This window comes from Streptomyces sp. NPDC006372, from assembly GCF_040612515.1.
Classification (GTDB): Bacteria; Actinomycetota; Actinomycetes; order Streptomycetales; family Streptomycetaceae; genus Streptomyces.
In genome coordinates, this window is sequence record NZ_JBEXQJ010000004.1 from 162,744 (window position 1) to 180,608 (window position 17,865).

The following is a 17,865-nucleotide window of genomic DNA, read 5'->3' on the forward strand; positions in this document are numbered from 1 at the left end:
GCCCCGGTGAGGGCTCACAGGACCTGGGAGAGGAACTGGCGCAGCCTGGGGTGGTCGGCGCGCTCGAAGATCCGGTCGGGGGTGCCGATCTCGGCGATGCGGCCGTCGCACATGAAGGCGACGCGGTCGGCGGCCTCCCGGGCGAAGCCCATTTCGTGGGTGACGACGGCCATGGTCATGCCGCCCGATGCGAGGTCCCGCATCACGGCGAGCACGTCCTTGACCAGTTCGGGGTCGAGCGCGGAGGTGGCCTCGTCGAACAGCATCAACTCCGGCTCCATGGCGAGCGCGCGGGCGATGGCCACGCGCTGCTGCTGCCCGCCGGACAGCCGGCCGGGCCGCTGGTCGGCGAAGGCGGCGAGGCCGACTCCGTCGAGGTGGCGTCGTGCGAGCGCACGGGCCTCCTCACGGCCCATGCCCTTGACGGAGGTCAGTGCGACCGTGACGTTGCGCTCGACGCTCATGTGCGGGAAGAGGTTGAAGTGCTGGAAGACCATGCCGATGCGGGCACGGGCGGCGTCGACGTCGGCGTGCGGCGCGGTCAGGCAGGTCTCGCCGAGCCGGATCTCACCGGCCTGGGGCTTCTCCAGCAGGTTGAGACACTTCAGGAGGGTGGACTTGCCGGAGCCCGAGGGGCCGATCAGACAGAGGGTCTCCGCGCGCCGCACATCGAGGTTGATGTCGTGCAGCACGGGGGTGTCGCCGTAGCTCTTGCTGAGGCCGGTGACCTGGAGGACGACAGGGGTGACGGGCGTGACGGGGCCCGCGGCAGCTGGGCCGATCGTGTTCTGCGCGGGGGTCATCGGCCTTCTCCTCCTGCGGTTCCGGCGGGCTGGAGCGGGGTTTTGGGCAGGTCGGGCTCGGCCGGCGCCGGGGGCGTCGCGGGGCGCGGGCCTTCGCGCAGCCGCCTGTCGAGGTGGTTGACGAGGTAGGTCATGGGGATGGTGAGCGAGAGGTAGCAGAGGCCCGCTGCGATCAGCGGCGAGGAGTTGTAGGTCCGGGCGACCTCCTCCTGCGCGATGAAGTACAACTCCCGCTGCCCCGCGGCCAGGCCGAGGAGGTAGACCAGCGAGCTCTCCTTGATGTCCTTGACGAACTGGCCGGCCATGGCGGGCAGTACGCGGCGGATGCCCTGCGGCACCACCACCAGACGCATCGCCTTGAGATAGCTCAGCCCCAGGCTGCGGGCGGCCTGCAACTGGCCGGGGTCGACGCTCTGGATGCCGGAGCGGAAGATCTCCGCGGTGTAGGCGCCGGAGATGATGCCGATCGCGAGGATCGCGTAGCCGAACGGGTCGGTGCCGAAGGGACGGATCCCGGCCGCGGGCAGGCCCACCCCGACCAGCATCACCGTGATGATCACCGGGAGGCCGCGGAAGACGTCGACGTAGACGCGGGCGGGCAGGCGCACCAGCCGGCGTTCGGACAGCAGCAGCATCGCGGCCAGGAGGGCGATGACGACGCCGAGGACGATCGCGCCCGCGGCGATGACCAGGGTGTTCAGCAGCCCTTCGGTGATCAGGCGGGGGAAGGTCTGGGCGATCAGGTCCCAGTTGAAGAACGTGTTGAGCAGAGCCTCCGAGGCGAGGCCCGGCGGGGACGAGGAGGTCATGACGGCTCCTGGCCGGCGGCGGGACGGGGAGCGGGCGTGTGGACTTCCGCGTCGGCGGTGGGGCGGGGGACGGACGCGTGGAACTCCTCGCGGACCGCGGTGAGGAACTCCGGATCGCCGAGCAGGTCGAGGACGAGCGCGGCCATGGCGGTCGCCATCGTCGTGGCCGCCTCGTGCGCCCGCGGGCTGCGGGCCGCCTCGCGCATGGGTACGGAGTGGCTCGGGGTGTCGCGGGGGCAGATCTGCACGTACGGATGGATCGCCGGGAGCTTGATCGAGACGTTGCCGATGTCCGAGGAACCGGCCGGGTTGGCCGGGGACGGCGGTTCCAGCTCCAGGCCGAGGCCGGCGGTGTAGGCGGCGATCCGCCGGCCCATCACCAGGTTGTCGTTGCGCTCGGCGTAGCGCGGCGCGGTCTCCGCGGTCTCGACGGTGGTGCCGGTGGCGAGCGCCGCTCCGTCGGCGGCGGCGAGGACCCGGGGGACCAGCGCGTCCAGGGCGGCGGAGGTCGCCTCGCGTACGAAGAGGTCCACCTCGGTGCGGTCGGGCACGACGTTGGGGGCGCTGCCGCCGTGCGCGATGATCCCGTGCACCCGGGCGGTCGGCGGCACGAACTGGCGCAGCGAGTCGACCGCCGTGAGGAACAACTGGGCGCCCGCGGCGGCGGATCGGCCGTCCCAGGGCATCTTGGCGGCGTGCGCGGCCACACCGTGGAACGTCAGTCGCAGATGGCAGACGGCCAGTGCGTGCCGGGCCATCAGACTGCGGTCGCCCGGATGGAACATCACCGCCGCGTCCACGTCGTCGAACACGCCGCGTTCCAGCATGAGGATCTTGCCGCCGCCGCCCTCCTCGCCAGGGGTGCCGATCACCGTCAGCGTGCCGGGATGGTCGGGCCGTACGGCGGCCGCGGCGACGGCGGCGGTCAGCCCGCCGGCCGCGATGAGGTTGTGCCCGCACGCGTGGCCGATGCCGGGCAGCGCGTCGTACTCCAGCAGCACCGCGACCGTCGGGCCGTCGACCGGCCCCCGGTGGGTGGCCGTGAAGGCCGTCGGCAGTCCGGCCACGCCCTTGCTCACCTCGAAGCCCGCGGCGGCGAGCCGGCCGGCCAACTGCTCGGCGGCGTAGTGCTCCTCGAACCGGGTCTCCGGTGTCGTGTGCAGGTCGAGGCTGAGCTGCTCCAGCAGGGGCCGGAGCTCCTGCACGGCGGCGCGGAGGCCGGCGGGGACGGGCTGTTTCATGGCGACTCCGGGGGGAGGAAGGGGGGCTCGGTCGGGTTGCCGGAACCGTAGAGCTCGCCGGAGGCCGTACCTACAATGGTTGTCGCGGTCGCGGTAAGCGACCTTCCCGGCCTGCCGGAGGTGGCCATGAGCGTCGTCGTCTCGCTCGCCGGAGCCTCCCCCTCCCGGGTGTCAGCGGGTGCCTCGCCGCTCGCCGAGCTGGGTGCGGCGCTGCATGCCTACACGGAGGCCGAACACCATCCGCGCGCACTTCGCTGGGTCCGTGGGCTCGACGCGGACGACCCCGGCGGCGACGGGGCCACGCGGGACGGGGCGCCCGCCTCGGCTCTCACCCCCTCGCTGAGACGGCGCATCAGGGACTGGGCGCCGCTGTGGGCCTCCTACCGGGCCCGGTACCTGTTCCCGCTGGGCGCCTCGGGGGACCGGACCCTCGACGCCGAGCTCGCCGACCTGGCGGAGCTGCCGCTGCCGCTCTTCGCCGAACTCACCGGGTACGCCATCCGGGGCGGCAACTCCGGCGCGCCGCTGGACCGGGTGCTGGACGACCGCGGGCAGCGCGAGGGCCTGCTGACGGCGGCCGAGCAGCGCTCCACCGCCCGCGCCGAACTCGCCCGCAGGCTCCTCGACGCCCCGGAGCCCCTGCGCGCCGATCTCCTCGACCTGCTGACCCGGGCGGCCCGTGCTCTGGAACCCGACCTCGCCCGGGCCGCCCGTGTGATCGCCGGGCAGCTGCCGCGACTGCGTGACTCCCTGGAGCACAGCGGTCCCGGCAGGACACTGGCGGGCCTGGACGCCACGGCGTCGTACCGGGACGATCCGCCGCGCGTGGTCTTCGACAAGTTCCACCACGGGATCGTGACCGTCGCCACCACCCCGCTGCTGGTCGTGCCGTCCGCCTTCGGCCGGCCCCACCTGCTGGTGAAGCACGAACCGGGTCTGCCGGCGGTCGTCCAGTACCCGCTGGTGCCGGAGGGCGACGACCAGCCCGGCTACGCGGTGGTGCACCGTCGCCTCGAAGTCATGCGGGACCCGGGCCGCCAGCGCATCGCCCGCGCCATCGCACGGGAGCCCCTCACTCCCTCCGCCCTGGCCGACCGCAGCGGCATGACCCTGCCGCAGGTCTCCCGCCATCTGGCCCGGCTGCGTGAGGCCGGACTCGTCACGGTCGAGCGCGACGGCCGACGGGCGTACTACCAGCTGCACCTCGAACGGGTACGCAGCATCGGCGAGGACCTGCTCACCGCGCTGTTCCACTGAGCCGCCCGAGACTTACCGGCGTCGCGACAACTGTCGCCGGCGGCGGGCACGGCTCTCCTAGCGTTCTCTCACGCCGCCAGCGCCTGTCGTTCGGATCAGCCCGGCGTCCAAACGACAGGCCCAAGGCGCCTCCCACCCGGAACCGCACGAGGAGCCCGGACACCATGAACGCCGAAACCCGGAGCACCCGGTCCCTGCACATCCCGGCGCGGCCGGAGCACGTCCCGCTCGCCCGCCGAGCCGTCCTGGACGTCCTGCGCGGCTGGGGGGTTCCGGCCGGCGGCGAGGCGGCCCAGGCGATACGGCTGATCGCCTCGGAGCTGCTGACCAACGCGGTGCTTCACGCGTCGGCGGCCACGGAGCGGGTGGGTGTCGTGCTGGAACTGTGCGACGGCACCTGGCTCCGCATGGGCGTCCACGACGGCCACCCCGAGTGCCCCGCCCCGGGCGACAGCGGCACCGAGGCCACTCATGGCCGCGGTCTGAGGATCGTGCACGCCCTGCTGGAGGAACTGAACGGGGTCGTGCTCACCGAGCGGACCGACGACGGGGGCAAGACCGTCTGGGTCGAGCTGCCCTGCGCGGTGGAGAGACGGACCGCGGAAGCCGGGCCCGTGCTCCTCAGCGCACCGGGAAGCCGCAGGAGTAGCCCTGCTCCTTGAACCAGGGGAGGAGCCGGCGCAGGGCCTCGACGGTCTGGGAACGGTCGCCGCCCGCGTCGTGGAAGAGGACCGTCGGCCCGTTCGGCAGCTCCCTCTCGACGGTGGCGACCATGGCGTCCGTGCCCGGCCGCTCGAAGTCCTTGGAGTCGACGTTCCAGCCCAGCGGGCGCATCCCCCGGGAGGCGGCGAGCTTACGGCTGTAGGGGGTGAACGCCCCGCCGGGCGCCCGGTAGTACATCGGCCGGACACCTCCGGACGCCTTGGTGATCATGCGTTCGGCGTCGAGGATCTGCTGCGACTGGTAGGCCTCGGACTTCTTGTCCATGGTGGTGTCGTGCGACACCGAGTGGTCGCACAGCCGGTGCCCGGCCGCGACCACCTTCTTCACGAGGTCCGGGTGGGCCTGCGCCTGCGTCCCCACCATGCAGAACGTGGCCTTCACCCCGTACTCCCGCAGCACGTCGAGCACTTGGGGGGTCCACACGGGGTCGGGGCCGTCGTCGATGGTGAGGTTGACGCCGCGCGCTCCCTTGTCCGAGGCGTGCGCGATGGACACGGCGACCGGCTTGACCTCACTGCCCGGCGCGGCCGAAGCGGCTGCCTTCGGCGACGGGTCGCCCGCGGCACCGGCCTGCGCGGTCCACACCGACGCACCGGTGGCGAGCAGCGTGACCCCGAGCGCCGCCCCGATCACCTTGCCGTACCAGCCCCGCCCGCCGCCGTGCCGTGCCATGTCCGCCCCGCCTTCGCCCGGTTCCTCGCCGCTCCTCGGTCACCTTGTGACCACCTGGCAGGACGAGCGGAGGCGGCCGGAGGATGCGTCCGTTACCGAGCACGGACAATCTCGGGGGCGTCCGCGGACAACTCGGCCGACGTCAGAGGGTCATGAAGGGCGAATGCTCCGTCAGCAGGAGCCTGCGCAGCGACGAGCGGATGCGCGACAGGATGCCGCGATGTGGCGATGCGGGTACGGACATGACTCCCCCGACGGCGGTAAGGTACGCCTTGTTGCGTACCTCCAGGAAGGTACGCAACAAGGCGTACCTTGTCGAGAGGTGGAGTGATGGCGGCGGGCGAGTTGGCGCACCCTCGCGCCGAGGAGATGGAAGTGGGCGCCGTCCTTTCGGCGCTGGCCGATGCGAACCGGCGTCGGGTGGTGGCCGAACTGGCCGCACGGCCGGATGAGGAACGGCTGTGCGCCTCCTTCGAGTTGCCGGTGAGCAAGTCCAGTCGCACCCGTCACTGGCGAGTGCTGCGCGAGGCGGGCCTGGTGTACCAGCGCGACGCCGGGAACGGGCTGTACATGCGCCTGCGCAAGGAGGATCTGGACCGCCGGTTCCCGGGCTTGGTCCAAGCCGTCATCGCGGCGGACCGGGCGTAGACCGCCTATGCCGCCAGAGCGGCACGGCGTCCGGGTTCGGTCGGTGGTCGGCCGCCGGTTCGCCGCTGACCTGCCGTGGAGGTGTCCGCATGTGGCGCATGTCATAATTCGTGCATATTGCCACCAAAGGGATGGTATGGATGTGTCATGACGGGCCCGCGCATCGCCCTGAGGGCGGCCCTCGCCCTGGTGCTGGCCGGGACGCTGGTGACGGCGTGCGGTGCCGGTGGTGACGGCTCGAAGACGCTGACCTGGTCGATGTGGGCCAGCGGGGGCGAGGAACAGCAGGTCTGGCGCGAACTCGCGGACCGTGTGTCCGACGAAGATCCACAGGTCACGGTCAAGATCGAGACCTCGTCCTTCGGCGACTACTTCGCCAAGCTCGGCAGGCGTCTCGACGGCGGCGACGCGCCCTGCATCGTCTCGATGCAGGCCCTGCGCACCACGGGCTACACCCAGGGCATGCTGCCGCTCGACGACCTGATCGCCAAGAACAAGTTCGATGTGTCGGACTTCGACAGGTCCGTCATGGAGGGGCTGAGCGCCGGCGGGAAGCAGTACGCGCTGCCGTACGACGTCGGCCCGGTGATCCTCACGTACAACAAGAACATGTTCCGGAGTGCGGGGGTACCGGAGCCCAGGCCGGGATGGACTCTGGCCGAGTTCGAGTCGGCCGCCCGCAAGCTGACGGGGGACGGGAGGTACGGGTTCGCGGCGTCACCTCAGGACCTGTGGATGTTTCCCATGGTGCTGACCAAGACCGGGGCGCAGCCCACCGACGGGGCGGGCCGGATGCGACTGACCGCCCCCGCCATGACCAAGGGCGTGCAGTGGTACGCCGACCTGGCCGCCAGGAAGAAGGTCGCGCCCCGCGTGCCCGGGCCCGATCCCGAGTTCGCCGAGAGGGCGTTCCTCAGCGGCAAGGTGGCCATGGGGGCCAACGGGCCGTGGGCGTTGCTGAACCTGAGGAACCAGGCCGGCTTCCAGGTGGGCCTGACCACGATTCCCGCCGGCCCGGACGGCAGCAGGACGTACTCGTCCGGTTCCGGGTTCGGCATCTCCAAGTCCTGCCCGTATCCGGAGCAGGCGTTCAAGGCGATCACACTGATGACCGCCAAGAACCAACTGGAGTGGCTCGGGGGAGTGGGACGCGCCTATCCGGCACGTGAGTCGGCACAGCACGCGTGGTACGAGAACGCCCACCTGGCCGGTGCCCGTGAGGTTCTCGACGCCGCCAAGGCCTCGGCGATTCCGCTGCGTACGACGAAACACTGGGAGCGGGTCGACAAACTCCTCAACCAGTACGGCCCCGACCTCTTCAGCGGGGCGAGTTCCGCGAAACACGTACTGGAGCAGGTGCAGGAACAGGCCGGGCAGGATGGATGACCAGGTCACTCCGAGCCGTAGTACAGCCGGAGGAACTCCTCCATCGCCGAGTCGACACCGGCGCGGTCACCGGTGGCGAGCAGGTCGAGCAGCAGGCCGCGGACGGTGGCGAGTCCCAGCCTGGCCCGGTTCCGGGCCGCGGCAGGCTCCGTCCCCGCGCCGACCTCAGCGGCCACGAGCGGCTCCAGCCAGTCCGTCACCAGCCCTTCGAGGACCGGGACGGCCTCGGGGCGGCCGCGCAGCGCGTGCCCGCAGATCTCGAAGAAGAGCCGCTCCTGACCGGCCAGCCGAGGGTCCGTCAGCTGCTGCCACAGCAGCCGCGCGACATCCGCCGGTGAGAGGCCGGGCTCCATGCTGAGCCGGGACAGCACATCGCGCTGGCGCCGCTCCGACGTCCGGACGATCTCGACGAGCAGTTGTTCCTTGGAGCCGAAGTAGTGGATCAGCATGCGGTGGCTGACGCCGATCGCGGCGCCGAGGCCACGCAGGCTCAGGTCCGCGATGCCGTGCGCCGCGACGTGCTCGACGGCCGCGTCCACCAGTTGTGCGCGCCGATCCCCGGGCGCGCCTTGCCCGGCCCCGTCCGCGGGATGTGAGTCGTCCTTCGTCACCACGTCACGACTGTACCAATCGGTACATGCCGCATGTACCGTGTGGTACATGAAGCCTGTCACCGTGTCGATCGATGTACCCGAGACGCCCGAGCAGGTCTACGACTTCCTCGACGTCATGGCTCACCACGAGCGGTTCACCGACCACTACCTGACCGGCTGGCGTTACAGCGGCCCCGCCCGGGGCGTCGGATCGTGCGCCACGGTCACCGTCGCGCTGGGCGGCACGAAGACCGATGTCACCATCGAGGTCGTCGAGGCCGAGGCGCCGCGGCGCATCGTCGAACACAACGTCAGCGCGGCCGGCCGGCGAACGGCCCACGGCACCTACGCCCTCGAACCGCTGCGCACCGGTGGGACCCACATCTCGTTCACCTACGCCTGGGTGCGCGCCCCTCTCGCCGACCGGCTGCTGGCCCCCGTCGTGCGGGCCACGATGCGGCACGCCAACCGCACGGTCATGCGCCGCCTGGCCACCGAACTGACCCGCCACGTCTCCGCCACCTAACCTCTGACGAAGCGCTGACCAGCGGCGATCTCCTCACCGATCACCGACCAGAGGGTCTCGTCGTCCTGGAAGGGGAGCGGGTCAAGACGGCTCGTCTCCTCACGGACGCGCTCGACTTCGCGCTCCAGTCGCTCGAAGTCGGCTTCCTCCTCGTCCTCGTCGCCGCTGAAGCCGAACTCCTCGAGCAATCGCTGGAACCGGAGGGTGACCTGGACGAGGGAGGAGACGTCCGCGTGCAGTTCGACCACGGTCTCCTCGTCGGGGTCGAAGGCGTGCACCTTGCCCGAACCGGGGTCGAGGGCGAGGTGGGCGTTGAGCAGCCAGCCGATGACAGGCCATGCGCCCGCGTTCTCCGAGGCGTCCTCGAAGTGATCGGCGTCGACGACGTCCCGGACGAGGGGCAACCGGCCGGAGTCCTCGTCGTGCGCGCGCAGCAGGAGCGTCCCGGTGGGGACGCCGACGGTCCGCAGGAGCCGGGCGCCCTCGGTGTCCGCGACGGAAGGCGGAAACGCGGCGGCGGGCAGGGTCGCGAGCCGCTCCTCCCCGAAGATGCCGACGAGTTCGCTGCGGGTGACGTCAAAAAGCATGGCCGGAACTCCGAACTCGGTGGGGCAACGTCATCGGGCAGCAGTATCCGTCCGTTCAGTCCTGTCACATGGCGACGATGCCCTCCATGCCGGACTCGGCGAACGCGGGCAGGCCCTCGGCAGTGGTGACCTTGGTGAGGGATCCGTTCTTCCCGACGCGGAACCCGTCGATCGTGCCGGAGGTGGCGTTCTGGACGTAGACGAACTTCGCGTCCTTGGTCACGGCGATGTCGATCACCCCCTGCGATGTCGCGGAGGGCGGGGTGGCGATGCCGACCTCGTTGGTCAGAGCGAGTCGTCCGTGCTTGTCCATGCGGTACCCGCTGACGGTGGAGTTGCCGGTGTTGCCGCCGTAGAAGTGGTCGCCGGCGCGTTCCAGCCAGCACAAGACCTCCTGGCCGTTGGCGAGCGGCTTCTGGAGGATCTTCAGCTTCCCGTTGTGCTGGATCTGGTAGGTGGTCACCGTGGACTTCTCGGCTTCGGCGACGAGCATCCGGTTGCCGGAACGGTCGAAGCTGATCGCGAACGGCACGTTGCCGGCGGACTTGTTGACCACCGGCTCGGCGACGGCCGGCAGTCCGTCGCTCTTCAGCGGGAAGACCTCGACGGTGTTGTTCCCCTTGGTGGTGACCACCAGGTTGCGGCCGTCCGGGGTGATCTCGACCTCGCCGGGCGAGGTGTCGAACCGTGGTACGTCCTCGTTGGCCAACCCGAGGGAGCGGAAGGATCCCCGCATCGGTACGAGTCCCTTCGCGGTGATCCGGAAGCCCTGGACGCTGCCCTCGCCGCCCGCGTTCATGACGTACGCGATCCTGCCCCGCACCGCGATGCTGGAGGGGAACTCGCCGCCGGTGTCGACGATCCGACGGTTCTTCAGTTCCGTTCCCTCGACGCTGAAGGAGGTCAGGGTGCCGCTGCCGGCGTTGACCGCCAGCAGCAGTCCGGAGGCCTCGTCGTAGGCGAGGGAGCCCTGGGAGGCGAGGGAGTCCGTGGGGGCGTCGACCTGGTCGCCGCCCCGGCCGCCCGTGGCGTAGGTGCCTCCGGGTTTCAGCTTGCCCTGGCCGTCCCGTGCGAAGACGTGGATGGTGTTGCCGCCCAGCTCGTTGCCCTGTACGAAGACGGCTCGATCGGCTCCCGCTCCGGAGGCGCCGTACTGACTCGCCGAAGCCAGGGACACGGCCACGGTGGCCGCCGCGACGGTGGCGAGGACACCGCCACCGATCACGATCCGACGCGTCCTGGACGCCGCCCGGTGACCACGTCGTCCCCCGGCCCTCCGGCTCGGACGGTCCTCACTCCGCTCGCCGTACATACTCACGTCCCACTCCTTCAAGCCTCATGGCGTTCTCTTCGTCCGCGGGGGTGTCCGCGGACGGGACAAGAGTGGCTGGTGGTGGGAGTGAGGTGAGGGGGAACGCGGGTCGCGTCAGACTCTCGTAAGCAGTTCATGCCGCAGCGCGTTCACCGGTGAGCGGCCAGTACCGCCGCGAGGCCCTCTTGCACATCCTTGACGTACTGCTCGGGAACCTCCAGCGACGGAAAATGCCCCCCGCTTTCGGGCGACCTCCACCGGACGATCCGCCGGTACCGTTCCTCTGCCCAGGGACGCGGACACTTCTCGATGTCGCGGGGGTACATGGTGATCGCTGACGGGACGTCGACCCGGAGTTCCGGGTCCAGCGAGTTGTGGCTTTCGTAGTAGATGCGGGCCGATGACGCGCCGGTCCGCGTCAGCCAGTACAGAGTGACGTTGTCGAGAACGCGGTCTCTGGAAATCGTCTCGAACGGGCTGTCCTCGGTGTCCGACCACTCGGCGAACTTGTCGAGGGTCCAGGCGAGAAGCCCGACCGGTGAGTCGACGAGCGAGTAGCCGATGGTCTGCGGCCGGGTTGCCTGCTGCTTCGCGTACGCCGCGCGGTGGCGCCAGAAATGGCGGGTGTCCTCGGCCCATGTGCGCTCGACCGCCGTCAGCCCGTCCGTCGTCGATCCGGGCAGCCCCTCCGCGAACGTCGTGTGGATGCCGAGAACGTGCTCCGGGAACCTGCCGCCGAGAACCGTGGTGATATTGCCTCCCCAGTCACCGCCCTGGGCTGCGAACTCGCTGTAGCCGAGCCTGCCCATCAGTTCCACCCATGCGGCCGCGATCTTCTCGGTTCCCCACCCGGTGGTGGCCGGCTTGTCGCTGTACCCGAATCCCGGCAGCGACGGAACCACGACGTGGAAGGCCGGCGCCTCCGCATCTTTCGGGTCTGCCAGTTCGTCGACCACGTCGATGAACTCGGCGACGCTGCCCGGCCAGCCGTGCGTCAGGATCAGAGGAGTGGCGTCCGCACGCGCGGACCGGCGGTGCAGGAAGTGGATTCCCAGGTCGTCGATGGTCGTGCGGAACTGGCCGATGCCGTTGAGGCGCTCTTCGAACGACCGCCAGTCGTATCCGGTGCGCCAATAGTTCACGACTTCTTCGAGGTCGGCGAGAGGAACGCCCTGTTCCCATCGGTCGGGGCCGGGCGCGGCGCGATGGACCGTCTCGGCCTCCGGCAGTCGCGCCGCGGCCAGCCGCGCGCGCAGATCGTCGAGGTCGGCGTCAGCCGCGTGGGCTTCGAATGCTCGTACGTCGCTCGGTAGACGGGGCATGAGACCTCCTGGCCATCGTGGAACCGGCTAAGGAGGTTCTAGCAGCCCTCTGTGTCAGACGGCAACCTGCTAAGGTGGTTCCATGCCTGCTGGGTTCCCTGACTTCCGCCTCGGCAAGGTGCTGGCGACGAGCTTCACGGGGACTCTGTCGGAGCGTCATGGCAACGCCGTGGAGCGCATTCCCACACCGCATCGGCTCGTCGACTGGCTGGCGGTGTACGACCTCGCCGTGGACTCCTGTACCCCTGCCCAGCTCGACCTCGCCCGGGAACTGAGGGAGTCGATCCACGCCGCCGCGACAGCGGCCGCGACCCAGGACGCTCTTCCCGCATCCGCTGTCCAAGTCATCAATGACCGCAGCGCTCAGGGCCGGGCCGCGGCGATCCTGACGCCCGACGGCAAACGGCGATGGCAGCTCGGTTCGGCTTCCCGCGTGGAAGACGCCCTCAGCGTGATCGCCGCCGACGCGATCAGCATCATCGCGGGAGAGCGGGACGGAAAACTGGCCCTGTGCGCATCACCGACCTGCCGAGCCGCCTTCTTCGACACCAGCCAGAGCCGCACCCGCAAATGGTGTGACATGAACACCTGCGGGAATCGTCAGAAGAAGGCGCGCTTCATCGCCAACCACCGCAAGAACTCCAGCTCAGCGGAGTGATCGCCACCTCCTGACGACGGCACACGCCACCCCGTCCACCCGGTCGAGACCTCGTGATGGACCTGCTCGCTATGCCATTTTCAATGGCATACTCGGGGTATGGCTGATGACGATGTGGACTTCCTGCCCGGCGACGGCCCCACCAGCGGTATCTCCGTCACCCTGACCGCCGGAACTCTGCAGGCGATCCGTGAGCGGGTCGGTAAGCGGGGCGTCTCCGCCTACCTGGAGAAGGCGGCCCAGCGGCAGATCGAGCGGGACAACCTGGACGAGCTGATCGCGGACTTCGACAAGATGCACGGCCCGGCCGACCCCGAGGCCGTGGCGGTCAAGCGTGCCCGGCTGGCCGGCGGCGATTCACATGCCGGGGCGGCCGCGTGAGCGGTGCCCTGGTCCTGGACAGCGAGGGCCTGGCGAAGGCCGTACAGCGTGACCGGGAAATCCACGAGTGGTTGACAGCGGCTCGCGACGCGGACCTGCCAGTGATCACCTCAGCCGCCGTGCTGGTCGAGGTGGTCCACCCCAAGATCAACGACGCCGCGCTGAAGTGGACCCTGTCCCGCCTGAGCGTCGAGCCGGTGACCCAGGCCGTCGCGCAGTCTGCTTCCGCCTTGCTGCGCGCGGCGGAGCTACAGGGCCACAAGTACGCCATCGACGCCATGCTGTGTGCGACCGCCCTGCAGCATCCCGGCCGGGTGACGATCCTGACTTCCGATGTAGAAGACATCGGGCTGCTCACTGCCGAGCATGCACGCGTGAACGCGGAGAAGGTCTGAGCCGAGGCGCCTTGCAGAGATGGCCCTGCGTCAGCGCATGTCCGCCGCGTCGAGCAGGGTGGTCACCGTGGGTGCGACGAGCCCGGCCAGTCGGTCCGCTCCGATCCCGGCTCGGGCGCTGGCGCCGTCGAAGACCAGGCTGAGCTGCCGGGCCAGCAGATCGGGATCGCTCGCGCCACCTGCTTCGGCCTCGGTGCGGAAGAAGGCCGTCAGGTCGGCCTTGATCCGGTGGGCGACCCGGCTAGCGGGGTGATTCCGGTCCTTGAGCTCGATCTGCACGGCCAGGTACCGGCAGCCCTGGAACCCGGGTTCCCCCGACTGTGATTCCACCTGCTCGAAGATGTGCAGAATCCGCTCGCGCGGCGAACGGCCGTCGCCGGCCGCCGGCAGGAGCGTCGCCACATAGGCGGATGCGCGTTGCTCCAGGCTTGCCGCCAGCAGTTCGTCCTTGCTCTCGAACAGCTGGTACATGGAGCGCTTCGACACTCCCGCAGCCTTGCACAGCGCCTCGACGCCGATGTTGACACCGTCTCGGTAGGTGAGCGTGGCCGCTGCCTCCAGCAGTCGCTCCCTGGAACTTGGCTTCGCCGCGGTGGTCATGCTGTGAGGTTAGCTCGAATCGGACAAAATGAAAACCGATCGGTTTCCCGGGTGGCGTCGGCTGCTCACGGCGAGTTCGAGCAGACGGGCGAGGTCAGGAGGAGGCCGGGCGTGGTGCCGGGGGCTGCCAGCCGCCGGTGACTTCCTTGACCGGCTTGTGCGGGAAGCGGCGCCGGGCGTACTCCTGCGCGGGGGAGCCCGGCAGGACGTAGAGGGTTTCCGTCTTGTCCTGGAGCGGGCGCAGCACGGTGTCCATGAAGGTCTTGCGGTCGTCCAGGTAGGGGCCCAGGACGTCCTCGCCGGCGGGGCAGACGGCGAGGCAGTAGCCGGACTTGTAGCCGGGGGGTGAGCTCAGGCTCTGCCACAGGGAGGCGTTCTCGGAATCGGTGACCCGGGAGCGGTAGTCGGCGGCGTCCTGGCTGTCGGCCACGGTCTGGGCCCAGTCGGTGAACCCGCTCATGAACTCACGGTAGTTGTGGGTGGTGCAGGCCAGCGCGTCGAACTCACCGTCCTTGTGGATGGCGCCCACCGGGCAGGCGGCGACGCACAGCTTGCAGTCGATGCAGGGGTTGTAGTCGAGCGCCTGTCCGTACTCGCTCACCTCGGCGTCCACCAGGACGGTGACCAGCAGGATGAAGCTGCCGAACTTGGGATGGATGACGTTGCGGTGCAGACCCATCACACCGAGCCCCGCGGCCACCGCGACCGTCTTGTGCGCCACCACCCAGATCCGTTCGCTGGGGAAGTGGTCCATCTCCTGGGGGAAGCCGACCGACGGATTGAGCGCGCGGTAGCCGGCGTCCTGAAGAGCCTGGGTGACGCTGCGGGCGGCGTGGTTGGCCTGTTCGTCGGTCTGGTGGAACTCCTGGTTGGCCACACTGCGGGCGGGGGAGCGGCAGTTGTCGCGGTTCATCCGGACCGCCATCGCGATCAGGGTGCGGGTGCCCGGCAGTGCGGACTGTGCGTGCTCGCGCTCACCGGCCAGGTCGGGGTGGTCCAGGCTGACCGCCGCCGCGTCGTCCGCACCGGCCGCCAGGCACAGCTCGCGCAGCCAGGTCGCGTCGATCACCGGCGCCGGGCCCGAGGCGTCACCGGCCCGGCGCCGAGCGAGTACGGCCTGCACCGACGGGTGGGCGGCCAGCTTCGCCGGAAGCCTGGGTTCCGCCGGCTGTCCCTCTGTGTCGCGCGCGGTGGTCGCCATCCGCCACTCCTCGTAGGTCGCGTTCCCGAGACTCGCCTCGCAGGCGAGAAACCGATCAGTTTCCTCACCGTAAACCGATCGGTTTCCCGCACGCAAGCGGCACCTCCAGGGCTTGCGCGTGGAAACCGATCGGTTTACGGTCGATGGAAACCGATCGGTTTCTTGTCTGTGGAGGCAGCAATGACCGCACTGAAAGGCGCACACGTCTTTGTCACCGGCGGCAGTCGCGGCATCGGCAAGGCCCTGGTGGAAGAGCTCTACGCACGCGGCGCCGGCAAGGTCTATGCCACCGCCCGCGACCCGCGCGGCGTGACGCACCCCGACGCCGTCCCGGTGGCCCTGGAAGTCACCGATCCGGCCTCCGTGGCCGCGGCCGCCGCGCAGGCCCAGGACGTCACCGTGCTGATCAACAACGCGGGCGCCTCGGTCGGCGCGTCCTTCCTCGAGTCCCCGGTCGACGACGTACGCCGGGAGTTCGAGACCAACTTCTACGGCCCGCTCCTGCTCACCCGGGCCTTCGTGCCGATCATCGAGCGCAACGGCGGCGGCCACCTCCTCAACGTGCACTCCGTGCTCTCCTGGATCGCGCTCGGCGGCTCCTACAGCGCCTCCAAGGCCGCCCTGTGGTCGCAGAGCAACTCCTTGCGCCTTGAGCTTCGGCCGCGTGGCATCGCCGTCACCGGACTGCACGTCGGCTACGTTGACACCGACCTGGCGGCGGACGTCGACGCACCCAAAGCCGACCCGCGTGACGTCGCCGCACTCGCCCTCGACGGGGTCGAGACGGGCGCGTACGAGGTGCTCGCCGACGACATCTCGCGGCAGGTCAAGGCGGGCCTGGCCGGCGACCCGGCGGGGCTGTACCCCCAGTTGGTCAAGTAACCACTCTTCACGAGGAGTCGGCGAGATGCCCGCCCACGAGCCACGTCCCACGATCCGCATCCAGGGGACCACCAGCCACACCATCGCCCCGCGCGCGGGATCCGGCGGCCGCGAGGGAACCCTGCGCTACCTCCAGGCGGGCACGGGCGCGCCTCTGGTCCTGCTGCACACCGTGCGCACCCAGGCCGAGCACTTCCGCCACCTCGTCCCGCTGATCGCGGACCGGTACACCGTCTACGCCCTCGACCTGCCGGGGATGGGCTACTCCGAGATCGTGCCCGGAGCGTCGTACGACGAGCCGGCCCTGCGCGTCGGCGTCGAGCGGCTCCTGACCGCACTCGACCTGCACGACGTGACGTTGCTGGGGGAGTCCATGGGGGCGGTGCTCGCCCTGACCACCGCCGCCGATCTCCCGGAGCGGGTACGGCGCGTCGTGGCGGTCAACACCTACGACTTCCGCGGCGGAATCGCCCGGTCCGGCCTCCTCGCCCGCGTCGTGGTCAGCGGCGTCCTCATGCCGGGAGTGGGCCCGGTGATCGCCGGGGTGGAGCCCAGGCCCGCCCTCCGCAAGATCCTTCAGGGCGGCCTCGGCGACAAGAACGCGCTGCGGGAGGACTACGTGGACGAACTCCTCCAGGTGGGCGGCCGCCCCGGCTACCCGGCCGTGGCGCGGGGCGTGTACCAGGCCCTGCCCAGCCTCATCGCGGCCCGCTCGCGCTACCCCGAGGTCAAGGCCCCCGTCCATCTCGTCTACGGCGAGAAGGACTGGTCCCGGCCCTCGGACCGGCAGGCGAACAGGAGCCTGCTTCCGGCCGCCGGCTTCACACAGGTCCCCGGGGCGGGCCACTTCATCGCCCTGGAACGGCCCGATGTGCCGGCCGACCTGTTGAACGCGGTGGCCTGACACCCGGGACCACCGGCCAGTGAGGCCGCCTCTTGGGACAAGTGGCGGGGCTCGGACCGCGGGCGTGAAATGGAGAGGGGGCGCAAAACGTGGAGGCGCCCGTGGGTGTGACACCGCTGACCGAGATTCTCTCCGCGCCCTTCGCCGAGCGCTACGCCGTACCGGCGATCAACGTCTTCAACGACCTGACGCTGGAGGCCGTGCTGGCGGCCGCGGTGGAGAACCGGTCGCCTCTGATCGTGCAGACCTCCGTGAAGACGGTCAGGTCCATAGGCAGCGACGTGCTCTACGCCATGTGGACCGCGATGACCGCCGGCATCGAGGTGCCCGTCACCCTGCACCTGGACCACTGTCCGGAACGCGAGGTCATCACCGAGTGCCTGCGACGCGGATGGAACTCGGTGCTCTTCGACGCCTCCACCCTCCCGGTCGAGGAGAACATGCGGCAGACCGTCGAGGTCGTCGCGGAAGCCCGCGCGCACGGGGCCGCGGTGGAGGGCGAGATCGAGTCGATCACCGGTGTGGAGGACGGCGTCGGTACCGACACGGCCGCCGAGCGGCAGGACCTCGCGGTCGCGCTGGACTTCCTGCGGACCACCCAGGTCGACGTGTTCGCACCGGCGATCGGGAACGCCCACGGATCGTACAAGCGGGCGCCGGTGCTCGACGCCCAGCGCGTGTCCGACATCGTGGCGGCCCATCCGGTGCCGATCGCGCTGCATGGCGGCAGCGGACTGTCCGACGAGCAGTTCCACGACCTGATCTCCCGGGGATGCGCGAAGGTCAACATCTCGACCGCTCTCAAGGAGACGTACATGAAGTCGAATCTGGCCTTCCTCGAAACGGCGGCGGAGCGGCAGAAGTGGGATCCGCCGTCGCTCTTCCGGGCCGTCCGCCAGGACGTCATCGAGTTGGCCGGTTCCCTGATGGGGCTCTTCGGCAGCGCCGGGCGGGCGGGCTGAGAC

21 protein-coding genes are annotated in these 17,865 nt (G+C 70.1%); 11 read left to right on the forward strand and 10 right to left on the reverse strand.

Annotated elements, in window-relative coordinates; genetic code table 11:
* Positions 1-14: 14 nt before the first annotated feature.
* Genes ABZ016_RS10165 through ABZ016_RS10175 form a run of 3 tightly spaced genes read right to left on the reverse strand, consistent with a single transcriptional unit; the run spans position 15 to position 2,853 of the window.
* The gene (locus ABZ016_RS10165; RefSeq protein ID WP_356916096.1) at positions 15-803 is read right to left on the reverse strand and encodes an amino acid ABC transporter ATP-binding protein; all 789 of its coding nucleotides are present in this window, start codon (positions 801-803) and stop codon (positions 15-17) included.
* Positions 800-1,612: an amino acid ABC transporter permease gene (locus ABZ016_RS10170; RefSeq protein WP_356916097.1), complete on the reverse strand. Its 813-nt coding sequence runs from the start codon at positions 1,610-1,612 to the stop codon at positions 800-802. Before ABZ016_RS10170 ends, ABZ016_RS10165 begins: the two co-directional genes overlap by 4 nt.
* Positions 1,609-2,853, reverse strand: a complete 1,245-nt coding sequence (locus ABZ016_RS10175; protein WP_356916098.1) for an amidohydrolase — start codon at positions 2,851-2,853, stop codon at positions 1,609-1,611. Before ABZ016_RS10175 ends, ABZ016_RS10170 begins: the two co-directional genes overlap by 4 nt.
* Before the next feature lie 126 nt (positions 2,854-2,979).
* Here ABZ016_RS10175 and ABZ016_RS10180 point away from each other — a divergent pair, with 126 nt between their 5' ends.
* Together ABZ016_RS10180 and ABZ016_RS10185 are read left to right on the forward strand one after the other, a co-directional pair.
* On the forward strand, positions 2,980-4,110 hold the full coding sequence (locus tag ABZ016_RS10180; protein ID WP_356916099.1) for a DUF5937 family protein: 1,131 nt from the start codon (positions 2,980-2,982) through the stop codon (positions 4,108-4,110).
* 164 nt (positions 4,111-4,274) lie between these two features.
* A complete protein-coding gene (locus ABZ016_RS10185) occupies positions 4,275-4,772 on the forward strand; it encodes an ATP-binding protein (RefSeq protein ID WP_356916100.1) in 498 nt (165 codons plus the stop codon).
* Here ABZ016_RS10185 and ABZ016_RS10190 read toward each other — a convergent pair.
* Positions 4,732-5,505 (reverse strand): polysaccharide deacetylase family protein, encoded by a 774-nt coding sequence (locus ABZ016_RS10190; RefSeq protein ID WP_356916101.1) that lies wholly within the window; start codon positions 5,503-5,505, stop codon positions 4,732-4,734. The two genes, ABZ016_RS10185 and ABZ016_RS10190, sit on opposite strands and share 41 nt — an antisense overlap.
* Positions 5,506-5,835: 330 nt before the next feature.
* Here ABZ016_RS10190 and ABZ016_RS10195 point away from each other — a divergent pair, with 330 nt between their 5' ends.
* Complete coding sequence (locus ABZ016_RS10195) at positions 5,836-6,153, forward strand: ArsR family transcriptional regulator (protein ID WP_356916102.1); 318 nt, start codon at positions 5,836-5,838, stop codon at positions 6,151-6,153.
* Positions 6,154-6,300: 147 nt separating this feature from the next.
* A complete protein-coding gene (locus ABZ016_RS10200) occupies positions 6,301-7,539 on the forward strand; it encodes a sugar ABC transporter substrate-binding protein (protein WP_356916103.1) in 1,239 nt (412 codons plus the stop codon).
* Between the two features lie 5 nt (positions 7,540-7,544).
* Here the strand turns inward: ABZ016_RS10200 and ABZ016_RS10205 are convergent, their stop codons facing one another.
* Positions 7,545-8,153, reverse strand: coding sequence for a TetR/AcrR family transcriptional regulator (locus ABZ016_RS10205; RefSeq protein WP_356916104.1), 609 nt, complete (start codon positions 8,151-8,153; stop codon positions 7,545-7,547).
* A gap of 46 nt (positions 8,154-8,199) precedes the next feature.
* On the opposite strand from ABZ016_RS10205, the gene ABZ016_RS10210 reads away from it, so the two are divergent.
* Positions 8,200-8,658 carry an SRPBCC family protein gene (locus tag ABZ016_RS10210; RefSeq protein ID WP_356916105.1) on the forward strand — a complete coding sequence of 153 codons (459 nt, stop codon included), beginning with the start codon at positions 8,200-8,202 and terminating at the stop codon, positions 8,656-8,658.
* Here ABZ016_RS10210 and ABZ016_RS10215 read toward each other — a convergent pair.
* The 3 genes from ABZ016_RS10215 to ABZ016_RS10225 all read right to left on the reverse strand — a co-directional run bounded on the left by ABZ016_RS10215 (position 8,655) and on the right by ABZ016_RS10225 (position 11,879).
* A complete protein-coding gene (locus ABZ016_RS10215; protein ID WP_356916106.1) occupies positions 8,655-9,245 on the reverse strand; it encodes an SUKH-4 family immunity protein in 591 nt (196 codons plus the stop codon). The two genes, ABZ016_RS10210 and ABZ016_RS10215, sit on opposite strands and share 4 nt — an antisense overlap.
* Before the next feature lie 64 nt (positions 9,246-9,309).
* Positions 9,310-10,557 (reverse strand): beta-propeller fold lactonase family protein, encoded by a 1,248-nt coding sequence (locus tag ABZ016_RS10220; protein WP_356916334.1) that lies wholly within the window; start codon positions 10,555-10,557, stop codon positions 9,310-9,312.
* Between the two features lie 149 nt (positions 10,558-10,706).
* Positions 10,707-11,879, reverse strand: a complete 1,173-nt coding sequence (locus ABZ016_RS10225; RefSeq protein WP_356916107.1) for an epoxide hydrolase family protein — start codon at positions 11,877-11,879, stop codon at positions 10,707-10,709.
* Between the two features lie 82 nt (positions 11,880-11,961).
* Between ABZ016_RS10225 and ABZ016_RS10230 the strand changes: the two genes are divergently transcribed.
* From ABZ016_RS10230 to ABZ016_RS10240, 3 genes are all read left to right on the forward strand, one after another.
* Positions 11,962-12,537: a CGNR zinc finger domain-containing protein gene (locus tag ABZ016_RS10230; RefSeq protein ID WP_356916108.1), complete on the forward strand. Its 576-nt coding sequence runs from the start codon at positions 11,962-11,964 to the stop codon at positions 12,535-12,537.
* Between the two features lie 99 nt (positions 12,538-12,636).
* Positions 12,637-12,918, forward strand: a complete 282-nt coding sequence (locus ABZ016_RS10235; protein ID WP_356916109.1) for a hypothetical protein — start codon at positions 12,637-12,639, stop codon at positions 12,916-12,918.
* The gene (locus ABZ016_RS10240; RefSeq protein ID WP_356916110.1) at positions 12,915-13,313 is read left to right on the forward strand and encodes a PIN domain-containing protein; all 399 of its coding nucleotides are present in this window, start codon (positions 12,915-12,917) and stop codon (positions 13,311-13,313) included. Before ABZ016_RS10235 ends, ABZ016_RS10240 begins: the two co-directional genes overlap by 4 nt.
* Before the next feature lie 30 nt (positions 13,314-13,343).
* Here ABZ016_RS10240 and ABZ016_RS10245 read toward each other — a convergent pair whose 3' ends face one another.
* The gene (locus tag ABZ016_RS10245) at positions 13,344-13,913 is read right to left on the reverse strand and encodes a TetR/AcrR family transcriptional regulator (protein WP_356916111.1); all 570 of its coding nucleotides are present in this window, start codon (positions 13,911-13,913) and stop codon (positions 13,344-13,346) included.
* A 94-nt stretch (positions 13,914-14,007) separates the two neighbouring features.
* A complete protein-coding gene (locus ABZ016_RS10250; RefSeq protein WP_356916112.1) occupies positions 14,008-15,114 on the reverse strand; it encodes a 4Fe-4S binding protein in 1,107 nt (368 codons plus the stop codon).
* Between the two features lie 180 nt (positions 15,115-15,294).
* Between ABZ016_RS10250 and ABZ016_RS10255 the strand changes: the two genes are divergently transcribed.
* The 3 genes from ABZ016_RS10255 (at position 15,295) to ABZ016_RS10265 (ending at position 17,862) form a co-directional block, all read left to right on the forward strand.
* Positions 15,295-15,996 (forward strand): SDR family oxidoreductase, encoded by a 702-nt coding sequence (locus tag ABZ016_RS10255; protein WP_356916113.1) that lies wholly within the window; start codon positions 15,295-15,297, stop codon positions 15,994-15,996.
* 25 nt (positions 15,997-16,021) lie between these two features.
* Positions 16,022-16,900 carry an alpha/beta hydrolase gene (locus tag ABZ016_RS10260; RefSeq protein WP_356916114.1) on the forward strand — a complete coding sequence of 293 codons (879 nt, stop codon included), beginning with the start codon at positions 16,022-16,024 and terminating at the stop codon, positions 16,898-16,900.
* 101 nt (positions 16,901-17,001) lie between these two features.
* Entirely contained in the window at positions 17,002-17,862 is an 861-nt protein-coding gene (locus ABZ016_RS10265; RefSeq protein WP_356916115.1) for a class II fructose-bisphosphate aldolase, read from the forward strand.
* The last annotated feature ends 3 nt before the right edge of the window (positions 17,863-17,865 follow it).